General features: G+C 52.6%; 16 protein-coding genes. All 16 read right to left on the bottom strand.

The genetic code is table 11. The features are described from left to right. Positions 1-8: 8 nt before the first annotated feature. On the bottom strand, positions 9-863 hold the full coding sequence (pgeF, locus tag R70723_RS23580; RefSeq protein ID WP_039875934.1) for a peptidoglycan editing factor PgeF: 855 nt from the start codon (positions 861-863) through the stop codon (positions 9-11). A 124-nt stretch (positions 864-987) separates the two neighbouring features. After that, positions 988-1332, bottom strand: coding sequence for a YlmC/YmxH family sporulation protein (locus R70723_RS23585; RefSeq protein WP_039875937.1), 345 nt, complete (start codon positions 1330-1332; stop codon positions 988-990). Positions 1333-1494: 162 nt separating this feature from the next. Beyond that, a complete protein-coding gene (gene sigG, locus R70723_RS23590) occupies positions 1495-2277 on the bottom strand; it encodes an RNA polymerase sporulation sigma factor SigG (RefSeq protein WP_039875939.1) in 783 nt (260 codons plus the stop codon). 76 nt (positions 2278-2353) lie between these two features. Then, positions 2354-3076, bottom strand: coding sequence for an RNA polymerase sporulation sigma factor SigE (sigE, locus tag R70723_RS23595; RefSeq protein ID WP_039879211.1), 723 nt, complete (start codon positions 3074-3076; stop codon positions 2354-2356). Between the two features lie 95 nt (positions 3077-3171). Next, complete coding sequence (spoIIGA, locus tag R70723_RS23600) at positions 3172-4119, bottom strand: sigma-E processing peptidase SpoIIGA (protein ID WP_039875941.1); 948 nt, start codon at positions 4117-4119, stop codon at positions 3172-3174. A 215-nt stretch (positions 4120-4334) separates the two neighbouring features. Beyond that, positions 4335-5279, bottom strand: coding sequence for an Rpn family recombination-promoting nuclease/putative transposase (locus tag R70723_RS23605; RefSeq protein ID WP_039875942.1), 945 nt, complete (start codon positions 5277-5279; stop codon positions 4335-4337). A 116-nt stretch (positions 5280-5395) separates the two neighbouring features. Continuing rightward, positions 5396-6511 carry a cell division protein FtsZ gene (gene ftsZ, locus R70723_RS23610; protein WP_039875944.1) on the bottom strand — a complete coding sequence of 372 codons (1116 nt, stop codon included), beginning with the start codon at positions 6509-6511 and terminating at the stop codon, positions 5396-5398. A gap of 64 nt (positions 6512-6575) precedes the next feature. Further along, positions 6576-7841 carry a cell division protein FtsA gene (ftsA, locus tag R70723_RS23615; protein WP_039875946.1) on the bottom strand — a complete coding sequence of 422 codons (1266 nt, stop codon included), beginning with the start codon at positions 7839-7841 and terminating at the stop codon, positions 6576-6578. 302 nt (positions 7842-8143) lie between these two features. Next, a complete protein-coding gene (locus R70723_RS23620) occupies positions 8144-8899 on the bottom strand; it encodes a cell division protein FtsQ/DivIB (protein WP_039875949.1) in 756 nt (251 codons plus the stop codon). Between the two features lie 63 nt (positions 8900-8962). After that, positions 8963-10246 carry a UDP-N-acetylglucosamine 1-carboxyvinyltransferase gene (gene murA, locus R70723_RS23625; RefSeq protein WP_039875952.1) on the bottom strand — a complete coding sequence of 428 codons (1284 nt, stop codon included), beginning with the start codon at positions 10244-10246 and terminating at the stop codon, positions 8963-8965. 238 nt (positions 10247-10484) lie between these two features. Then, a complete protein-coding gene (gene murG, locus R70723_RS23630) occupies positions 10485-11600 on the bottom strand; it encodes an undecaprenyldiphospho-muramoylpentapeptide beta-N-acetylglucosaminyltransferase (protein WP_039875956.1) in 1116 nt (371 codons plus the stop codon). A gap of 5 nt (positions 11601-11605) precedes the next feature. Continuing rightward, entirely contained in the window at positions 11606-12703 is a 1098-nt protein-coding gene (spoVE, locus tag R70723_RS23635; protein ID WP_039875958.1) for a stage V sporulation protein E, read from the bottom strand. Between the two features lie 49 nt (positions 12704-12752). Next, a complete protein-coding gene (murD, locus tag R70723_RS23640) occupies positions 12753-14171 on the bottom strand; it encodes a UDP-N-acetylmuramoyl-L-alanine--D-glutamate ligase (protein ID WP_039875960.1) in 1419 nt (472 codons plus the stop codon). 3 nt (positions 14172-14174) lie between these two features. After that, positions 14175-15140 (bottom strand): phospho-N-acetylmuramoyl-pentapeptide-transferase, encoded by a 966-nt coding sequence (mraY, locus tag R70723_RS23645; protein ID WP_039875962.1) that lies wholly within the window; start codon positions 15138-15140, stop codon positions 14175-14177. Between the two features lie 20 nt (positions 15141-15160). Beyond that, positions 15161-16570 (bottom strand): UDP-N-acetylmuramoyl-tripeptide--D-alanyl-D-alanine ligase, encoded by a 1410-nt coding sequence (locus tag R70723_RS23650; RefSeq protein ID WP_039875963.1) that lies wholly within the window; start codon positions 16568-16570, stop codon positions 15161-15163. Beyond that, positions 16567-18054 (bottom strand): UDP-N-acetylmuramoyl-L-alanyl-D-glutamate--2,6-diaminopimelate ligase, encoded by a 1488-nt coding sequence (locus R70723_RS23655; RefSeq protein ID WP_039875964.1) that lies wholly within the window; start codon positions 18052-18054, stop codon positions 16567-16569. Before R70723_RS23655 ends, R70723_RS23650 begins: the two co-directional genes overlap by 4 nt. Positions 18055-18061: the final 7 nt, after the last annotated feature.

Genomic DNA, 18061 nt, shown 5'->3' on the forward strand with positions numbered 1-18061 from the left:
ACCCAACTTCAGCTCTCCTTTATTCCGATCCAGCTCGTCATTCTTCCTGTTACGCCCTGTTCCTTGCGGTATGAAAAGAACAGATCAGGATTACAGCTTGTACACCATGTTGTACATTCGATATGAGTCGGCAAAATTCCTGCTTTAATCATAATGCGTCGGTTCATTTCTTTCAAGTTCAGCATACTTTTGTCCCTGTCACTCTGCGAAATATTGTATAACGGCGCTGCAGCATCCAATGAAGCAGGCTCAGGCAGCGTCTGCTCAAGCGCACGGACATGCTTCATCACGTACTCATCCACCTCATAGCAGCATTCTCCGATTGACGGGCCTATAGCTGCTGTAATATCGCCTGGGCGGCTTCCGTATATCTCCACCATTTTGCTGACCATAGCTCCGGCAATTTCTCCGACTGTGCCTTTCCAACCGGCATGGGCCAGTCCTGCCGCACGCTTCACAGGATCATAGAAGTACAGCGGCACACAATCCGCATAAAAGGAGGTAAGCAGCACTCCAGGCACGTTTGTGAGCAGCCCGTCTGTAGACTGAAAAGCAGATGTCCTGTCCCGGCTGCCGCGCCCGCGCTTTGCTGAAGTAACGGCCTCTATATGGGTTCCGTGAGTCTGCTCCCCGCAGGTCCAGTCCTCCAGGCTAAAGCCCAGACTGCCTGCAAGCCTGCTGCGGTTAGCAAGCACAGCCTCCGGATCATCGCCGACATGAAAAGCACAGTTGAAGCTGTCATAAGGCGCCTTGCCTGTTCCGCCCTGTCTTCCCGTAAATCCGGCAGTGATTCCGGAATGCTTCAGCCACGGTTCCAGCTGCAGCCGTACGGGCAGCTCCTTCATTTGAATAAACGGTTCCATCCTCTCACCTCCGCTTAAGTGTACCCTACAATGCGAGGCCAGGTCTACGAGGCTTGCTCAGGGACTGGACAGATATATCCTTCTCAAGCTCTTTACCACAAACGGTAAAAAAAGACGCACCTGATTAATAAGTGCGCCGTTCACTGCGGTCCCCCCGCTCCAGATACATCGTTTCACGCTCTTCCTGGCCCTGCGGGAGCCTGGCCTCCTCCATTTTGACAAGAACAACATCCGCACCGATCTTGACGATATTACGCCACGGAATAATGAGATCCGTACCGCCGCCGAACAGCCCCATAAAGCGGGTGAAGCCGGGAATGATAATCGCATCGATTACCCCTCGGCGCAGGTCCAGCTCAAGATCGCTGATCTGCCCCAGCCGTCTTCCGTCCACAATATTGATGACATCCTTGGTCTGGAAATCGGAGATTTTCATTTTTTTTCCTGCATTAAAGGACTCGTCGTTCATCCTGTCACCCCTGTACAATCCGGCTTATAGCTGAGTATATGTACCACAGGCTTGTCAACATGCAGGAATAATTGGAGCCCGTTATGCATTGCATTATAAAAGGGTATCCTTCCGGCCGCCGAAGCACACCGGATACGGATACCCTTCTTGTCATTGTCAGCTTTAAGACTTTACATGCTTCTGCATCTGCTGGATGGCCGACTTCTCAAGCCGTGACACCTGGGCCTGTGAAATACCGATCTCATCCGCTACCTCCATCTGGGTTTTACCTTCGAAGAAGCGCATGGACAAAATCCGCTTCTCACGCTGCCCCAGCTTCCGCATCGCTTCACGCAGGGCAATCTCTTCAATCCACGATACATCCTTGTTTTTGTCATCACTGATCTGATCCATGACATAGATCGGGTCTCCCCCGTCATGATAGATCGGCTCGAACAAGGACACCGGATCCTGGATAGCATCCAGTGCGAATACAACATCCTCTTTCGGTACGCCGAGCGCCTGGGAAATTTCAAAGATCGTCGGCTCCCGTGAATTCTGGTTGGTCAGGCTGTCACGGACCTGAAGCGCCTTGTAGGCAATGTCCCGCAGCGAACGCGAAACTCTGATCGGATTGTTGTCTCTGAGGTACCTGCGGATTTCACCGATAATCATCGGCACCGCATAGGTGGAAAACTTTACATTTTGCGATAAATCAAAATTATCGATGGCTTTCATCAGACCGATGCAGCCTACCTGGAACAGATCGTCAACGAACTCTCCCCGATTGTTGAACCTTTGAATAACGCTAAGAACAAGTCTAAGGTTACCGTTAACCAATTTCTCTCTGGCGGATCGCTCGCCCTGCTGCTGTAGCGAAGTGAACAGCTCCCGCATTTCCACGTTCGTAAGAACGGGCAGCTTCGAAGTGTCCACTCCGCAAATCTCGACTTTGTTTCGGGTCATGATGATTTACCTCCCAAGGAGAAACATTACTGTACATTATCTCCCCGGTCCGGCATTTTATTCCTTGCTTTTTAAGTCACACCATCTTATTGAATTCCTTGCGCAGCCGCTTGATAATTCTCTTTTCCAGACGCGAGATGTAAGATTGCGAGATTCCCAGCAGATCGGCAACATCCTTCTGGGTTTTCTCTTCACCACCCCGCAGCCCGAATCTCAGCTCCATAATCAGCCGCTCCCGCTCGCTGAGCTTCTCCAGCGCCTTCTGCAGCAGCTTGCGGTCTACCTGCTCCTCAATATTCCGGTAAATGGTATCATTTTCAGTCCCCAGCACATCGGAGAGCAGCAGCTCGTTGCCGTCCCAGTCAATATTCAGCGGCTCATCAAAGGACACCTCGCTGCGCGTCTTGCTGTTGCGCCGCAGATACATCAGGATCTCATTTTCAATGCAGCGCGAGGCGTAGGTAGCCAGCTTGATTTTTTTTTCAGGATCAAATGTATTTACGGCTTTAATCAGCCCTATGGCACCGATGGAGACAAGATCCTCAATATTGATGCCCGTGTTCTCAAATTTGCGGGCAATATACACCACCAGACGCAGATTGCGTTCAATCAGCATGGCTCTGACTGCCGCATCCCCTGTAGAGAGCCGCTGCAGCAGGTATTCCTCTTCTTCCCTTGTCAAAGGCGGAGGCAGTGCCTCACTTCCCCCGATATAATAGATTTCCTGGCTTTTTAGCCCCATCAGAAACAGCATCCGATAGTACTGGAGCTGCAGCGCAAGCTTCCATTTGACCATTATTGTCTCCTCCTCCAAGAAGTGCACAGTTACCCCGGATGTCCTTAACCATCCTCTTGGGGTGATCCAAGCAGAAACGGCTTTACCGTCCTGTCTTTTCAACAAGGCACTGCAGCTTCAGCCGCGTGCTCTTTTTGGGCCAGGTCAGGGTGTATGACCGCCCGGTACGCGCCGTCTCCCGACAGTGTCCCGCCATCCAGCCCGATGAGCACTCTTTTACTGCAGAAGCTATCCTCACCAAGCTTTATTTTCACAAGATCCGGCTTCAGTGCGAGCATAAAGGCTGCCCCGCGGTTTACGCCCCGGTAAGGGACAAGCCGCAACCTGTCTTGCCAGGCAAAAGACTGCCCGTCCGTCTCCAGCAGAAGCTGGTCCGCACTCATCTGGGTCAGCTTACCCTTCCACGAAGCCGGCAGGTGCCCATCCCAGAGCGAAGCCTCCATCACCATAACCGGAATCCGGGTCAGGGGATCATTCAGCCGGTTCCCTGTGTCCAGCAGGCCCTGGCATACCACGCTCACACCTTCTATCTCCACCGTCACCTCACCTATATAGGATTCCAGCTGTTCTCTGCGGACCCGTGAAGAATGGATCAGCTTAAAGAGCAGCAGCACGACCGGGAGCATGGCGAGCACGAACCAGAATCCGATTTTCAGCCGGTGGGCTTGGCCCCCTGTACTGGTAAACAGGATACCGTTCCAGATGTCCCCTGAGCTCTGCAGCAGGTAATGGATTCCCAGAATACCGCCGGCCGCCGTAAAATTGATGACGTAAAAGGCTCCCAGTGCACGCAGATACCCCTGCAGGCTGCTGTACCCGAAGGCGATCAGCAGCATCAGCACCGACAATCCGAACTTAATCAGAAAGGTATAAAGAAAAGAAAGCTCCGGAACGAACATCATCACCACATACAATGCGCCAACCAGCGCGGAGAGAAACAGCCTCCACCAGGCGATCTTTACCTTGACCAGCCAGCCTGTCAGCCATATGAGCACTCCGTCGATCAGCAGATTGGCAGCGAAAATCAAGTCGATGTAAACTACCACTATTTTCACCTGCCTAAGAGCCGCTATCCTGCCGAAAGAATAGAGCAGGCTCTCTTTTTAGACGATAAGATTAGTATAGAAACTCCGGCTTTCAAAGTCTGTCTAAACATGGGGGGCGTTCAGGAGGTTTTTTTGTCGAGATATAGCCGTGGAGGGTCTTGTATTCCTATAAAAGAAAAACCAGCCCGGGAAGGGCTGGTTCGTATATCCATTGTTTAATTCAAAAGCCTGATATCCTCTTCTGTAAGTCCGGTTGCAGCTTGGACCGCCTGGAGGCTAAGCCCCATCCGGAGTAAATTTGCAGCAATCTCCAGCTTGGCTTCCCGCATACCTTCTTGAAGGCCCTCTTCTTTGCCTTCTTTAATACCTTCTTTAATACCTTCTTTAATGCCTTCTTTAATGCCTTCTTCTATTCCAGCTTTTCTGCCTTCCTCCAAGCCCTTGGCAAAGCCTTCCCTTTGCGCACCATCCCTTTGCGAGGCCTCATCATGCAGAAACTTCTGACGGTCTTCATATCTGCGCCGGGCTTCGGGATTCTGGCTCAGGTATTCCAGCGTCTCCATCGCTTTTTGCAGTGCCGGTTCATTCATCTTCAGTACCTCCCAGTTCTCATTGTCTTTTCCCTTCAGAAACAGCAGCCAGTTCACCAGCCCTTCTTCTCCGGGTACAGCCGGCTTCTTCAGCTTGGGCAACTCGAGAAAATGAATTTCTATATCATCGATAAGCGGCGCACCGCTGCTGTCCTCCCGCAGATGAAAAACACTATGGGTGTGTTCATTCGGCAGCACATTATAGTTTAATATATTGATCGTGATACACTTCTTAAGCTCCGTGTACCGCCCGCCGGTCTGCAGCTGGCTCGCATAACGCTTACTCCAGTAGTAAAGCGTCCGCTTTTCCATATCATATTGGTTAAACAATTGCATTTCAATATTAATCAGCCTGCCGTCAACCGTCCTCGCCCAGATATCAAATATGGACTGCTTGTCTCCCGGATCATCTTTATCTGTGTAGGGGTTCAGCAATACCACTTCATCCAAAGGGGCAGTTCCCGCATCCTGCAGAACACGGTTCAGAAAAGCCAGCAGAACATCCTTATTAGTCTCACTTGCAAATATTCTCTTAAAAACAAAGTCTACCCGGGGGTCAAGCAATTCCATACTGTCCACCACTCCCGTTATCCGTATTATATCAGCTGAAAAGCAAAAAAACACCGCATCTCCACAGTCTCATGACTGAGGGATACGGTGCTTCCGTAAAATGCTATTTAGGTATATTACTCGTTGTTGCCGCGTGTGCGGTTACGCAGGAAGGTCGGTATATCAAGCTGGTCAGAGGCTGTCTGATTACCGAACGGCCGCAGATTATTGCTGTTGCCTTTGTCAGCCGCAGGCTCACTGCTGGCAGCCGGACGGCGGGTCTGGGCAACTGGAGAAGGCTTATGCTCAAAGCCGGTAGCAATAACCGTAACCTTGATTTCATCCTTCATGCTCTCCTCAATGATTGCACCGAAGATCATATTGACTTCAGGGTCCGAGGCTGAGGTAACAATCTCAGCCGCCTCATTCACCTCGTACAGGGAGAGGTTGGAGCCGCCTGTTATGTTCATAATTACACCGCGTGCGCCCTCGATAGAGGTCTCCAGCAGCGGGCTCATAATCGCCTTGCGGGCTGCTTCAGACGCACGGTTCTCACCGGTGGCAATTCCGATGCCCATCAGAGCAGAGCCGCGTTCAGTCATGATTGTCTTCACATCTGCAAAGTCAAGGTTGATCAGACCAGGTACAGCAATAAGGTCGGAAATACCCTGTACAGCCTGACGGAGCACGTTATCCGCTTCGCGGAAAGCCTCCAGCATCGGCGTCTTCTTATCCACAATTTCCAGCAGGCGGTCATTCGGGATAACGATAAGGGTATCTACTTTTTCCTTCAGAGCTTCGATTCCAAGCTCAGCCTGGTTGGACCGCTTTCTTCCTTCAAAAGTAAACGGGCGGGTGACAACACCCACTGTCAACGCTCCGCATTCTCTGGCAATTTCAGCAATGACAGGAGCAGCACCGGTACCCGTACCGCCGCCCATTCCTGCAGTGACGAATACCATATCTGCACCCTTAAGCGTATTTGAGATCAGATCGCGGGACTCCTCAGCTGCCTTCTTGCCTACTTCAGGATTGGCGCCTGCGCCAAGACCCCGGGTAAGCTTGTCCCCGATTTGCAGTTTATGCTCCGATTTGGCCATATGCAGCGCTTGGGCATCTGTATTAACCGTGATGAACTCAACACCCTGAACGCCATTTTCGATCATCCGGTTGACAGCATTGCTTCCGCCGCCGCCTACGCCGATGACTTTTATTTGCGCCAAGCTCTCCATTTCAAAATCAAATTCCAACATATTGATTCCATCTCCCCCTTGAGTAGTGCTTGGATGGCCGGTCCAAGTATATCTGGACTTACGCTTATATGAACTCGCTGAACATATTTTTTATACGCTCCATCAGACCCGGCTTCTTGTCGATCTCCTGGCTTGGAGCAGCGCTTTGCTTGCTTCGGTTGACCGTCTTCTTATTTGCGCTTACACCGTTATTGCTGCGTACACGGAAACGGCGGACAACATTATGCAGAATACCTACACCGCCGGTAAAGCCAGGGTCACGTACTCCGATATAGTCAGGCACAGCAATGCGCACTGAAGCTGACAATTCGGATTGTGCTGCCTTTAATACACCCGGCATAGATACAGTTCCGCCCGTAAGTATATAACCTCCGGGAAGGTCGTTGTAACCGAGGCGCTTCACTTCCTGACGGATCAGGTGGAAGATTTCCTGGACTCTCGGCTCGATAATGGCTGCCAGATCCTCCTGGTTAAATTCCTTTTCCACATTGCTGCCGATACGGAGCACCTTAAATACGACATCTGAGGCGGCATCATCAATCCAGGCGCAGCCGTACTTCAGCTTTACCTTTTCCGCCTGATCCGTAAGTGTACGGAGCCCGTAGGCAATATCATTGGTTACAAATTCTCCGCCGATCGGGATCGTGGAAGTAGCACAAAGGGAACCTTCTTCATAAACGGCAATCGTCGTTGAGCCTGCACCGATATCAACCAGTACTGCCCCCATCGACTTTTCATCTTTGGACAGCGCCAATCCGCCGGCTCCAAGAGACATCAGTACAAGATCCTTTACTTTAAGCCCTGATTTCTCTACACAACGAAGCAGATTATGTATTGGCGTCTTCGCCCCGGTTATAATCGTCGCCTCAACCTCCAGACGAACCCCGATCATACCGCGGGGATCCTGGATTCCTTCCAGGCCGTCAACGATATATTGCTTGGCAACAACGTCGATGACTTCCCGTTCAGGCGGCATAGCAATAACTTCTGCCGCTTTGATCACCCGGTCAATGTCCTCTTCGCCGATCTCCCGGTCCTCATTCTGAACGGCAACGACGCCATGGCTGGATTGCAGACCGATGTGATTGCCGGAAATCCCGACGTATACCTCAGATATTTGAATACCGACCATCTGCTCTGCATACTCCACAGCACTTCTGATCGATTGCACAGTCTGATCGATATCTACAATCGCACCCTTGCGAATCCCTTCGGAATCAGCAGATCCAACGCCAATAATATTAAAGGTTCCATTAGTAACTTCTCCGATAATTGCCCGTACTTTGGATGTACCGATGTCCAAACTAACAATGATGTCATTGTTGCTCAAGCCCTATGGCACCTCCTGTTATAATCATAATAAAAGATGATGCTGAAGAATCACACGATTTCCGCTGCCGGAAAGCTTCTCTGTACATATTCAACATCACGATTCCTTTCCCTCTTTTTTCTACAATTTTTTTGAATGTTATAATATGGAATTCCGGGTGATAAAGAAATACAAGGATACTCAGAAAAATGCGGGGATAGCCCGGTCTTCTTTTTCAAAAAATCCGCAGAAAAAAGAGGGATATACCTTATTGCCCGTAAAACCGATTGTAACATTTATTCCGCATTATTAGTAGGGACTATTTACTCTTGTATGTCCTCATCATCCTCATTTTCTGCCGCGAAGGGTACATAGGTATCAGCCTCCAGCATCTTGATCAGGCCGGGCTCCTCAGTCTCTATCACCTGGTTCAAATATTCGACCTTGTCTTTCAGAAGCGAAATCGCTGTTATAACCTCAAAATGCGAACGTGTGTACAGCTTGATCCGGTCCGGAAAGGACAGGGTCGGTGAAGGAACAATCTCGGAGATGTCACTGGTCAATTCATTCGGAATGGCGGCCAGAGCCTGGCTCAGCTTGCTTTTGTAGGGGTCCTCTTCCTTCCAGCCGGTCAGAATCGGCTTCTCCACGGCAATTCCGGTTTCATTCACCTTGACAGCAGCTCCGCTTGAAAGAATAGCCTCAAGGATTCCCTGCTGATCCAGCTCATAGGCTACAGCAGGAAACTCTTCAATTGTTATGTTCACAATTCCGGGAAAATTCTTAACCACTGTTGCTTCCTGCACCGTTTTGAGCTGCTTCAGTGCTTCTTTCACCGAATCAGCCGAGGCTGCAAAAAACTGCCCGCCGATTACAAGACCGCTTCTCTCCAGCAGTTCCTCCCGGGTTGTGTATTTGTTGCCCTGAAAATTGATTTCGGTTATACGGCTGACAGACGAGCGGAAAAAGATAACCGCAAGCAGCGCTAAAAACAGCAGCAGCAGGATAACAGTAATTTTACGGCTCATTTTTTTTACAGGCTTGTCCTCTTTCAGACGAGGCAGTCGGGTTTTAGGCATTCTCATATCTCCGTAATAAGGCCCTGTCTCCTTCACTGGCATCGCCGAAGGAGACAGGGAGCTTTAATTGGCCAAATCAAAGGGACCCGGTACAGGCACTTTGCGGCTGATGCGGGCACCCAGCTTCTGGAACAGCAGCTCGATACCGTCGTAACCGCGGTCAATGTGATGCGCCTGCTCTACCACAGTAGTCCCCTGTGCTGCAAGTCCCGCAATGACCAGGGCGGCTCCCGCCCGCAGATCCGTTGCCTCTACTGTTGCCCCGTACAGCCGCTGCACACCGCGGATAAACGCGCGGTTCAGGTCAGTGGAGATATCCGCCCCCATCCGGGCCATCTCCTCCACATGCTTAAAGCGCCCCTCGAATACAGTCTCTTTAATGACACTGAAACCGTCGGCCAGCGACAGCAGCACCATCACCTGTGATTGCAGATCCGTTGGAAAAGAGGGGTAGGGTGAGGTCACAATCCGCTCTACCGCTCGCGGACGCCCCTTGCAGCTGATATTAATTATATCATTGCAGACTGTGATTTGAACACCTGCCCGCCTCAGCACATGGATGAGCGAGGTTAAATGTCCGGCATTAGTATGGGTGAGTGTAACACTACCGCGCGTAGCGGCTGCGGCAATCATAACCGTTCCGGCGACAATCCGGTCCGGAATGACTTCATACGTGCACGGATAGAGCTTGTTGACTCCGCGGATGGTAATCGTATCGGTGCCTGCACCGATGATCTGGGCCCCCATTGCATTCAGGAAATTCTGCAGGTCCTGGATTTCCGGCTCTCTGGCTGCACCTGATATGGTAGTTGTGCCCTCTGCCGTTGCTGCCGCCATCATGATATTCTCAGTAGCTCCGACACTGGGATAATCCAGATGAATGTCGCTGCCCGTCAGTCTGGCAGCCCGGCAGGATATCCGGCCGTTGCTCTCTTCAATCTCGGCTCCAAGCAGCTTGAGGCCCTGCAGGTGAAGGTCAATCTTGCGTTCCCCGATCGCACAGCCTCCCGGCTGATAGATCGTCACTTCGCCAAATCTGGATAATAGCGGCCCCATCAAAAAAATGGAAGAACGCATCTGCCGCATTAATTCCTCCGGTACATGGGAAGTGCTTAAGGTTGACGTATCCATTGTCACTGTTTCCTCATCATGCACAGCCTTGCAGCCCAGCCGCCCCAAAATATTCAGCATCGTTTCGATGTCCAGCAGCTTCGGCACATTATGCAGTGAGTGAACTCCTTCGGCCAGCAGGCTTGCCGCCAGAATCGGCAATGCCGCATTTTTTGCTCCATGGATACGTATGGTGCCTGACAGGGGACTTCCACCCTCAATCACCAATTTGTCCAATGTATCACCTCCGAGATTACCGCTCACCCGCCACCGGAAACTTCCCGTATAGCTATCATGAACCGCCCGGCAAAAGCATTCGTATAGGCAGTTCACATGACAGGAAGGACCATGGGTGATTGTCACGATTATAGGATTATCCTATGTTAATAACCCCGGGTGTGTGACAGCAGGAGGAGAACATGAAACCCCGTATAGTAACCGGGCTTTCAAATGTGCCCGGACAGGGAGCAAAGCGTTACTGTTTCCGTGTGGCGGCAAGCCGCCGCAGCTCACTGACGACCAGCGCAGCGGAATCCCTTTTGCCCAGACGTCTGGACGATTCCGCCATGCTGCTCCGCAGTGATTCTGCCCCGATAATCCGCTGCACCGCTTCATGCAGAGCCTTGCCGGTCAAGTCCTTCTCCAGCAATACAACTGCTGCACCTTCACGCTCCAGCTGCCTTGCATTCGCTTCCTGGTGATTGTTCGTCACATTAGGGGACGGAATGAGGACGGAGGGGATACCCAGCGCTGTAATCTCGGCCAGAAAGGATGCGCCTGCCCGGTTCACAATCAGTGAGGTACAGGCCAGCACCTCAGGCATATTGTGGACATAGGGGAGCACATGGAGCCAGCCCGGCTCTCCCCCGAGCTTCTGACGCAGAGCTTTGCGGGTTTCTTCAAAGTAAGATTCGCCTGTAACATAAACATAATGAGCTCCATTACCCTTACCCACAAACGGCACCATCTCAATCATCGCCTGGTTGATTGCCCTGGCTCCGCCGCTGCCGCCGACCACAAGCACCACAGTACTCCCTTGCGGAATTCCCAGTGAAGCATAGCCGCGTTGGGGGCTTGCGGCAGTGACAGTTGTAGCCCGGGGATTACCGGTATAGATCACGTTTTTGCCGCCAGGAAAAGCTGACTCTGTACCCTCAAAGCTTACAGCCACCGTATCAGCGTACCGGCTGAGGAACTTGTTGGTCAGTCCGGGAATCGCATTCTGCTCATGAATCAGGGTAGGAATCCCCAGACGGGAAGCGGCATATACCACAGGTCCGCATACATACCCTCCTGTGCCGATAACGACATCAGGCTTGAACTCGCGCAGCATTTCCTTAGAGGCCTTTACCCCCTTCAGAAACCGCATAATTGTTTTTACATTGTCCATGGAAATCTTCCGGCGGAAGCCGGTAATATCAATAGCTTTAAAAGGCAGCTTCTCCTGGGGAACCAGCTTGCTCTCCAGACCGCGTTTGCCGCCGATATAGAGAAAGGCGGATCCGCTCTCTTCTGCTTCAAGCTGTCTGGCGACAGCAACGGCAGGATAGATATGCCCTCCCGTGCCACCGCCGCTTAATACAATACGCATGTCTCTCACCTCGCATAACGGGATAAATTAAGTAAAATGCCGAGTGCTGTAAGCATCAGGGTCAATGATGAGCCCCCGTAGCTGATCAGCGGTAGTGTAATACCGGTAACAGGCATCAGGCCGATAACCACGCCAATGTTGATGATAACCTGAACAGCCACCATGCTGACGATCCCTACCGCCAGATAGCTGCCGAACCGGTCCGGCAGACTCATCGCCACCTTCATTCCCCGCCAGATCAGGATCAGGAACAGGACCAGCACTGCAATCCCGCCGATAAACCCAAGCTCCTCAGCAAGTATGGAAAAAATAAAATCAGTCTGCGGCTCCGGGACATAGCTGTACTTCTGCCGGCTCATCCCAAAGCCGAGTCCGCCTAGTCCGCCGGGACCAATTGCATAGAGTGACTGGATGATCTGGTAGCCGGCGCCAAGCGGATCGGACCAGGGATCCAGAAAAGCGGTGATCCGCTTCAGCCGGTAAGGCGCGGCGGCAATCAGACCGGCAAAGCCCAGCACGCCAAGCGCCCCCAGCGAGAGCAGATGCTTCATCCGGGCGCCAGCTGTAAAGACCATCATCAGCGCCGCACCGAACATAACGGTGCCTGTGCCAAGATCCGGCTGAAGCATAATCAGCGCGAATGCTGAGCCGATCAGGGCGAGCGGCGGCAGCAGGCCGCGCGTGAAGGTGGAGATATCATAATCATCCTTGCCCAGCCAGTTAGCCAGGAACAGGATCATCCCCATCTTCATGAATTCGGAGGGCTGGATACCAAAGCTGCTGATACCCAGCCAGCTCCGCGCACCGCCGCGGACTACCCCGATGCCCGGGATCAATACAAGGACAAGCAGGATAAAGCAGACAATTAGTGCAGGCCGCGCAAATTTCTTCAGCACCAGGTAGTCCGTGTTGGCGGTTACGAACATTGCGCCAAGGCCAAGGCCGGCGAACAGCAGCTGTCTTTTGACAAAATAAAACGAATCGCCATAATTGCGGAAGCCCAGGACAGATCCGGCGCTGTAGACCATCACCATGCCGATGACCAGCAGGGCAAGGATCGGGATCAGCAGCCAGATGTCAGGCGCATGACGCGATTTGTTCATCAGGAGCACACCTCTTGCATCCGTAGTAGGGGCTTATCCACCCCCCTACTTAAAGGTTATGCACCGCCTCTTTAAAAATACGCCCGCGCTCTTCATAGGAGGTAAACATATCCCAGCTGGCACACGCAGGAGACAGGAGAACGACTTCTCCCGGTTCCGCAAGCGCGGAAGCCTCCCGCACAGCCTGCTGCAGCACGGCGGCGGCGCTCTCTCCATTATCGACGGAGATGATGTGCTTTACTCCTGCCATGGCCGCAACCTTCGCCAGCTTGTCCCTGGTTTCGCCGAGGACCACAAGTCCCTTCAGACCGCTGAGGACAGGCAGGAGCTCCATGTAATCGGAGCCGCGGTCCAGACCTCCGGCGATTAGCACCAGCGGCTGCTTGAATGAGCCCAGCGCCATTGTAGTCGCTTTGGAATTGGTAGCTTTGGAGTTGTTATAGTAGGCTGTACCCGCCTTCTCCCCTACATACTCCAGCCTGTGCTCAACGCCGCGGAACGAAGCCAGCACCTCACCGAGCACAGCAGGGTCAGCGCCTGCGGCAATGGCAATTCCGCAGGCTGCCAGCGCGTTCTCTACATTAAAGCGGCCCGGCAGGCCGATTGAGCTGACCTTGGCGATCTCCGTTTCACTCTCGCTGTAATCACGGTAGATAATTACCCGCTCCAGATCATCCCCGGTATCAGGCACATAAGAAGGACGGACAAAAATCCCCTGGACCAGCTCCTCGGTCATGGAGAAGGGCAATATACCCGCCTTGATATAAGGCACCAGCTCCCTGCAGACCGGATCATCCCAGTTCAGCACCGCTGTATCTTCAGGCCCTTGATTGGCGAACAGCTTCGCCTTGGAGGCTACATAGTCCTCCATGCCTCCGTGATAATCCAGATGCGTCTCCGCTACATTCAGCAGAGCGCCCACCTTCGGGCGGAACGTCTCGGTTCCTTTAAGCTGGAAGCTGCTAAGCTCAACAACCATCCAGTTATCCGCTCCCGCCTCCTGTGCAGCCTGAGATAGCGGTGTACCGATATTGCCCGCCACTATCGGATTCATCCCCGCAGCGTCCAGCATTTTGCCTACCCAGGTGGTCGTTGTCGTCTTGCCGTTGGAGCCGGTAATGCCAATCATCGGCGCAGCACAGATACGGTAAGCTACCTCCACCTCGGTCACGATTTCAATGCCGAGCTCCAGCGCCTTTTGCACCGGAGGTACAGAATACGGGATTCCCGGATTCTTCACCACCAGGCTTACCCCTTCATGAATCAGATCATCCGGATGCCCTCCGCATATAACAGAAATTCCCAAAGTTTCCAGTTCGGAAGCTTCGGGACTTTGGTCTCTTTCCTTTTTATCGTTAACCGTAACAAGCGCACCGCGTTCATGCAGCACCTTGGCCACCTGGACGCCGCTTTTCGCGAGCCCCAGGACGACCACCTGCTTGCCTTGGTATTCATCTGGATGCTTCATTGCTTACAACCCCTTGCTCAAGATTAGTCCTACCGCCGCAAGCAGCAGGCTTACCGCCCAGAAGGTGGTGACAACGCGCCACTCCGACCAGCCGCCCAGCTCAAAATGATGATGAATAGGGCTCATACGGAAAATACGCTTGCCGCGTGTTTTGAAGGAAGCCACCTGCAGCACCACGGACAGCATTTCGATAACGAACACACCGCCGATAACTACAAAGAGCAGCTCACTTTTGGTAACAATGGCAATGGCCCCGATTGCACCGCCAATCCCGAAGGAACCGAAGTCCCCCATAAAGACCTTGGCCGGATGTGCATTGAACACCAGAAAGCCGAGTACAGCGCCGATCATCGCCGCCGCACATACGCCTGCGGCAATCGAAGTCGCCTGCATGGCTACGACAGCAAAAGCGGCAAGGGCAATGGCACTGACACCGGAAAGCAGTCCGTCTACACCATCTGTGAAGTTCACTGCATTAGTCACGGCCATCATCATGATAACGATAAACGGATAGTAAAACCAGGGTCCCCAGTCAAAGCTGATGTCTGTGCCGGGAATGCTGATCCCGGTATGGTGGCCGGCATTAATCAGCAGGATGCTCAGCACAATGCCGACCAGAAGCTGGCCTGCCAGCTTCTGCCGTGCAGTAAGCCCTAGTGAACGCTTGAAGGCAATTTTGATATAGTCATCCAGAAAACCGATCAGCCCGTAGCCGAGTGTAGCGACCAGCAGCACATAAAAATCCGAATTCACTACTGAAAATTTCAAAAAGGATAACGTGAAGGCTACCATGATAATAATACCGCCCATTGTAGGCGTTCCCGCTTTTTTCAGGTGGGATTGCGGCCCGTCGTCCCTCACTTGCTGTCCGAATTTCATCCTGCGCAGCAGCGGAATGATCAGCGGAGCGGAAATGACCGCAAGGATAAAGGATACAGCAATTGTCAGCAGCAGAAGTTGATAATCCATGGGTATACCCCTCCTTTTATTTAGGTCTGTTGTTTAAAATGGTCATCCAGGCTGTGCAGCGCTTCTTCCAGACGCATGCCCCGGGAGGCCTTGAACAATACAATGTCCTTGGAGCTGCACGTGCTGTTCAGGACAGCGGACAGCTCCGCCTTATCGGTGAAGGCAAATACCCGCTCCGGACCGAAGCTTTTGACCGCTTCTTCGGCCATTAAAGCCGACAGTGCTCCATAGGTAAAGACCATATCGGTCAATTCCGGATCCAGATACTCACCGATTTCCCGGTGAAATTCAGCCTCCTCAGGCCCCAGCTCCAGCATGTCCCCCAGCACGGCAATCCGTTTACCTCCGGTTTTCATGGACTGAAGCACATCGATCGCGGCTTTCATGGAAGTAGGGCTGGCATTATAGGCGTCATTCAGCAGCGTCAGCCCTGAGTCAGTCAGCATCACTTCAATCCGCATACCGGTCAGCTTAAGCCGCTTCAAGCCCTCTTCGATATTCGTCTCGGTGATTCCGAAGTGGCGGGCAACAGCCAGTGCTGCAAGTGCATTACTGACGTTGTGCCGGCCCGGAAGCGGCAGTGAAAAAGCACGCTCTCCGGTCAGATATACAGTTGTAAACGTCATTCCGCCTGTATGTGTCATCATCCCGGTCGGGTAGGCATCGTTATCCCCGGCAAAGCCGAAGCGCAGCGTCTTCATCCCTGCAGGCGCATGGAAGGAAGGCTCTGCCATAACCTCGGTGAGCAGCGGTTCATCCCCGTTGTAAATAAGCAGTCCGCCCGGCTTCAGCCCTTCGGCAATCTCGAGCTTGGCTCTGGCGATTTCCTTGCGGGAGCCAAGCTGCAGCAGATGGGATTCACCTATATTCGTAATGACCGCGACATCAGGAGATGCCAGCGAAGCAAGCAGGGCAATCTCCCCGCGTGAGCTCATGCCCATCTCCAGTATGGCAATCTGAGTATCCTCATTCATCGAGAGCACGGTCAGCGGCAGCCCGATATGATTATTGAAGTTCCCCTGGGTTTTATGAACCTTGTACTGGCCTTCCAGCAGGGCGGCAATCATATCCTTGGTAGTCGTTTTGCCGTTGCTGCCCGTTATGCCTACAACCTGGGAAGCCGTTTCGCTCAAATAAGCAGCAGCCAGCCTCTGCAGCGCAGCCAGCGTGTCTTCAACCAGAATAACGGCACCCTCTGGTGCTGCCCCCTTATTCCGCTGCCACATGGTGGCGGCAGCCCCGGAGGCGAGTGCAGCAGCACTATAGTCATGTCCGTCAAACTGGTCACCGGCAAGCGGCACAAACAGGCAGCCTGCTGTTATTTTGCGGGAATCGGTAACGACTCCGGAAAGTTTGATTTCTGTATCTGCAGCAGAGGACGGTTCTCCTCCGCACATGACAGCCATTTGTTGCAGTGTTCTCGTAATCAATAGCTTCGGCCCCTTATAACTTCTTTGGCGACAAGGCGGTCATCGAAATCATGCACCACTCCGCCGATCAGCTGGTAGGTCTCATGACCTTTCCCCGCAATCAATACTACATCGCCGGGGCTTGCCATTTCAATAGCATTTCTGATAGCTTCCCGGCGGTCCGGAACCGTCTCATAACGCTCTTGCGGAACTCCGTCTTCTCTTAGCCCGGCTTCAATATCCTGCAGGATCAGAAGCGGGTCCTCTGTCCGCGGGTTATCCGATGTCACAAAAACATGATCGCTGTATTTTGCGGCGATTTTACCCATAAGCGGACGTTTTGTCTTATCCCGGTCCCCGCCGCAGCCGAACACAGTCAGCACCTTCCCGCCGGCGAACTCGCAGACGGCTTTCAGCACATTCTCCAGACCGTCCGGCGTATGGGCATAGTCAACAACGACTGCAAAGTCCTGGCCTTCATCCACCGACTCCACACGTCCGGCCACCCCGGCCACCGATTCAAGGCTTGCTTTAATTTCATCCAGCGGTATATCTTCCAGCAGTACTGCGGTTATAGCAGCCAGCGCATTATACACATTGAACTTGCCTACCATCCGCAGCGAAATATCTGCCTCTCCCTTAAACGTATCCACATGGAAAAATGTTCCTTTTGCTGTGATGGAAATTTGTGATGCCCTGACATTGGCATTGCTGTCAATGCCGTATGTAATCACTTCCGCTGCAGTCTGGGCGGCAAAATAGGCACTGGCCTCATCATCGGCATTCAGCACCGCATATTTCCGTTCTTCCTTCCATGGCGAAATGACATTGCCCAGCCGTGAGAAGAACAGCCCCTTCGCGGCACGGTACTCCTCCATCGTATGATGGTAATCCAGATGATCCTGGGTCAGGTTCGTAAAAATAGCCGTACGGTAGTCCGTACCCTTTACACGCCCCTGCTCAAGCGCATGTGAGGATACTTCCATGACACAGCACTCCACACCCTTCAGCGCCATATCATTAAGTGTGCGCTGCAGCTCCAGTGACTCCTGGGTTGTACCGGAGGCAGGATAGACCTGACCGTCATACTGCAGCTGGATCGTACCGATCAGCCCGGTTTTCAGTCCATGGTCAGACATAATACGCTCTATCAGATACGTCGTCGTCGTCTTGCCGTTAGTCCCTGTAACTCCGATCACTTTCATCCTGCTGCTAGGCGAGCTGAAGAATGCATTGCCCAGCACGGACATGGCGAACCGGCAGTCATCAACAATCAGCTGCGGCAGATCTATTTCAAGTTTGCGTTCTACAACCAGCGCCGCAGCACCGGAGGCCGCCGCCTGCGGTGCGTAATCATGTCCGTCCACCGTAAAGCCAGGCAGGCAGATAAACAAATCGCCGGGCTTTACCTTCCGGGAATCCGCCTGAAGATTCATAATCTCAGTTTCCCCGTCTCCCTGCAGGCGTGAAGCCGCAAGGCAAGCAGATAATTCTTTCAATTTCATAACTAAT

The sequence above is a fragment of the Paenibacillus sp. FSL R7-0273 genome (assembly GCF_000758625.1).
GTDB lineage: Bacteria > Bacillota > Bacilli > Paenibacillales > Paenibacillaceae > Paenibacillus_AQ.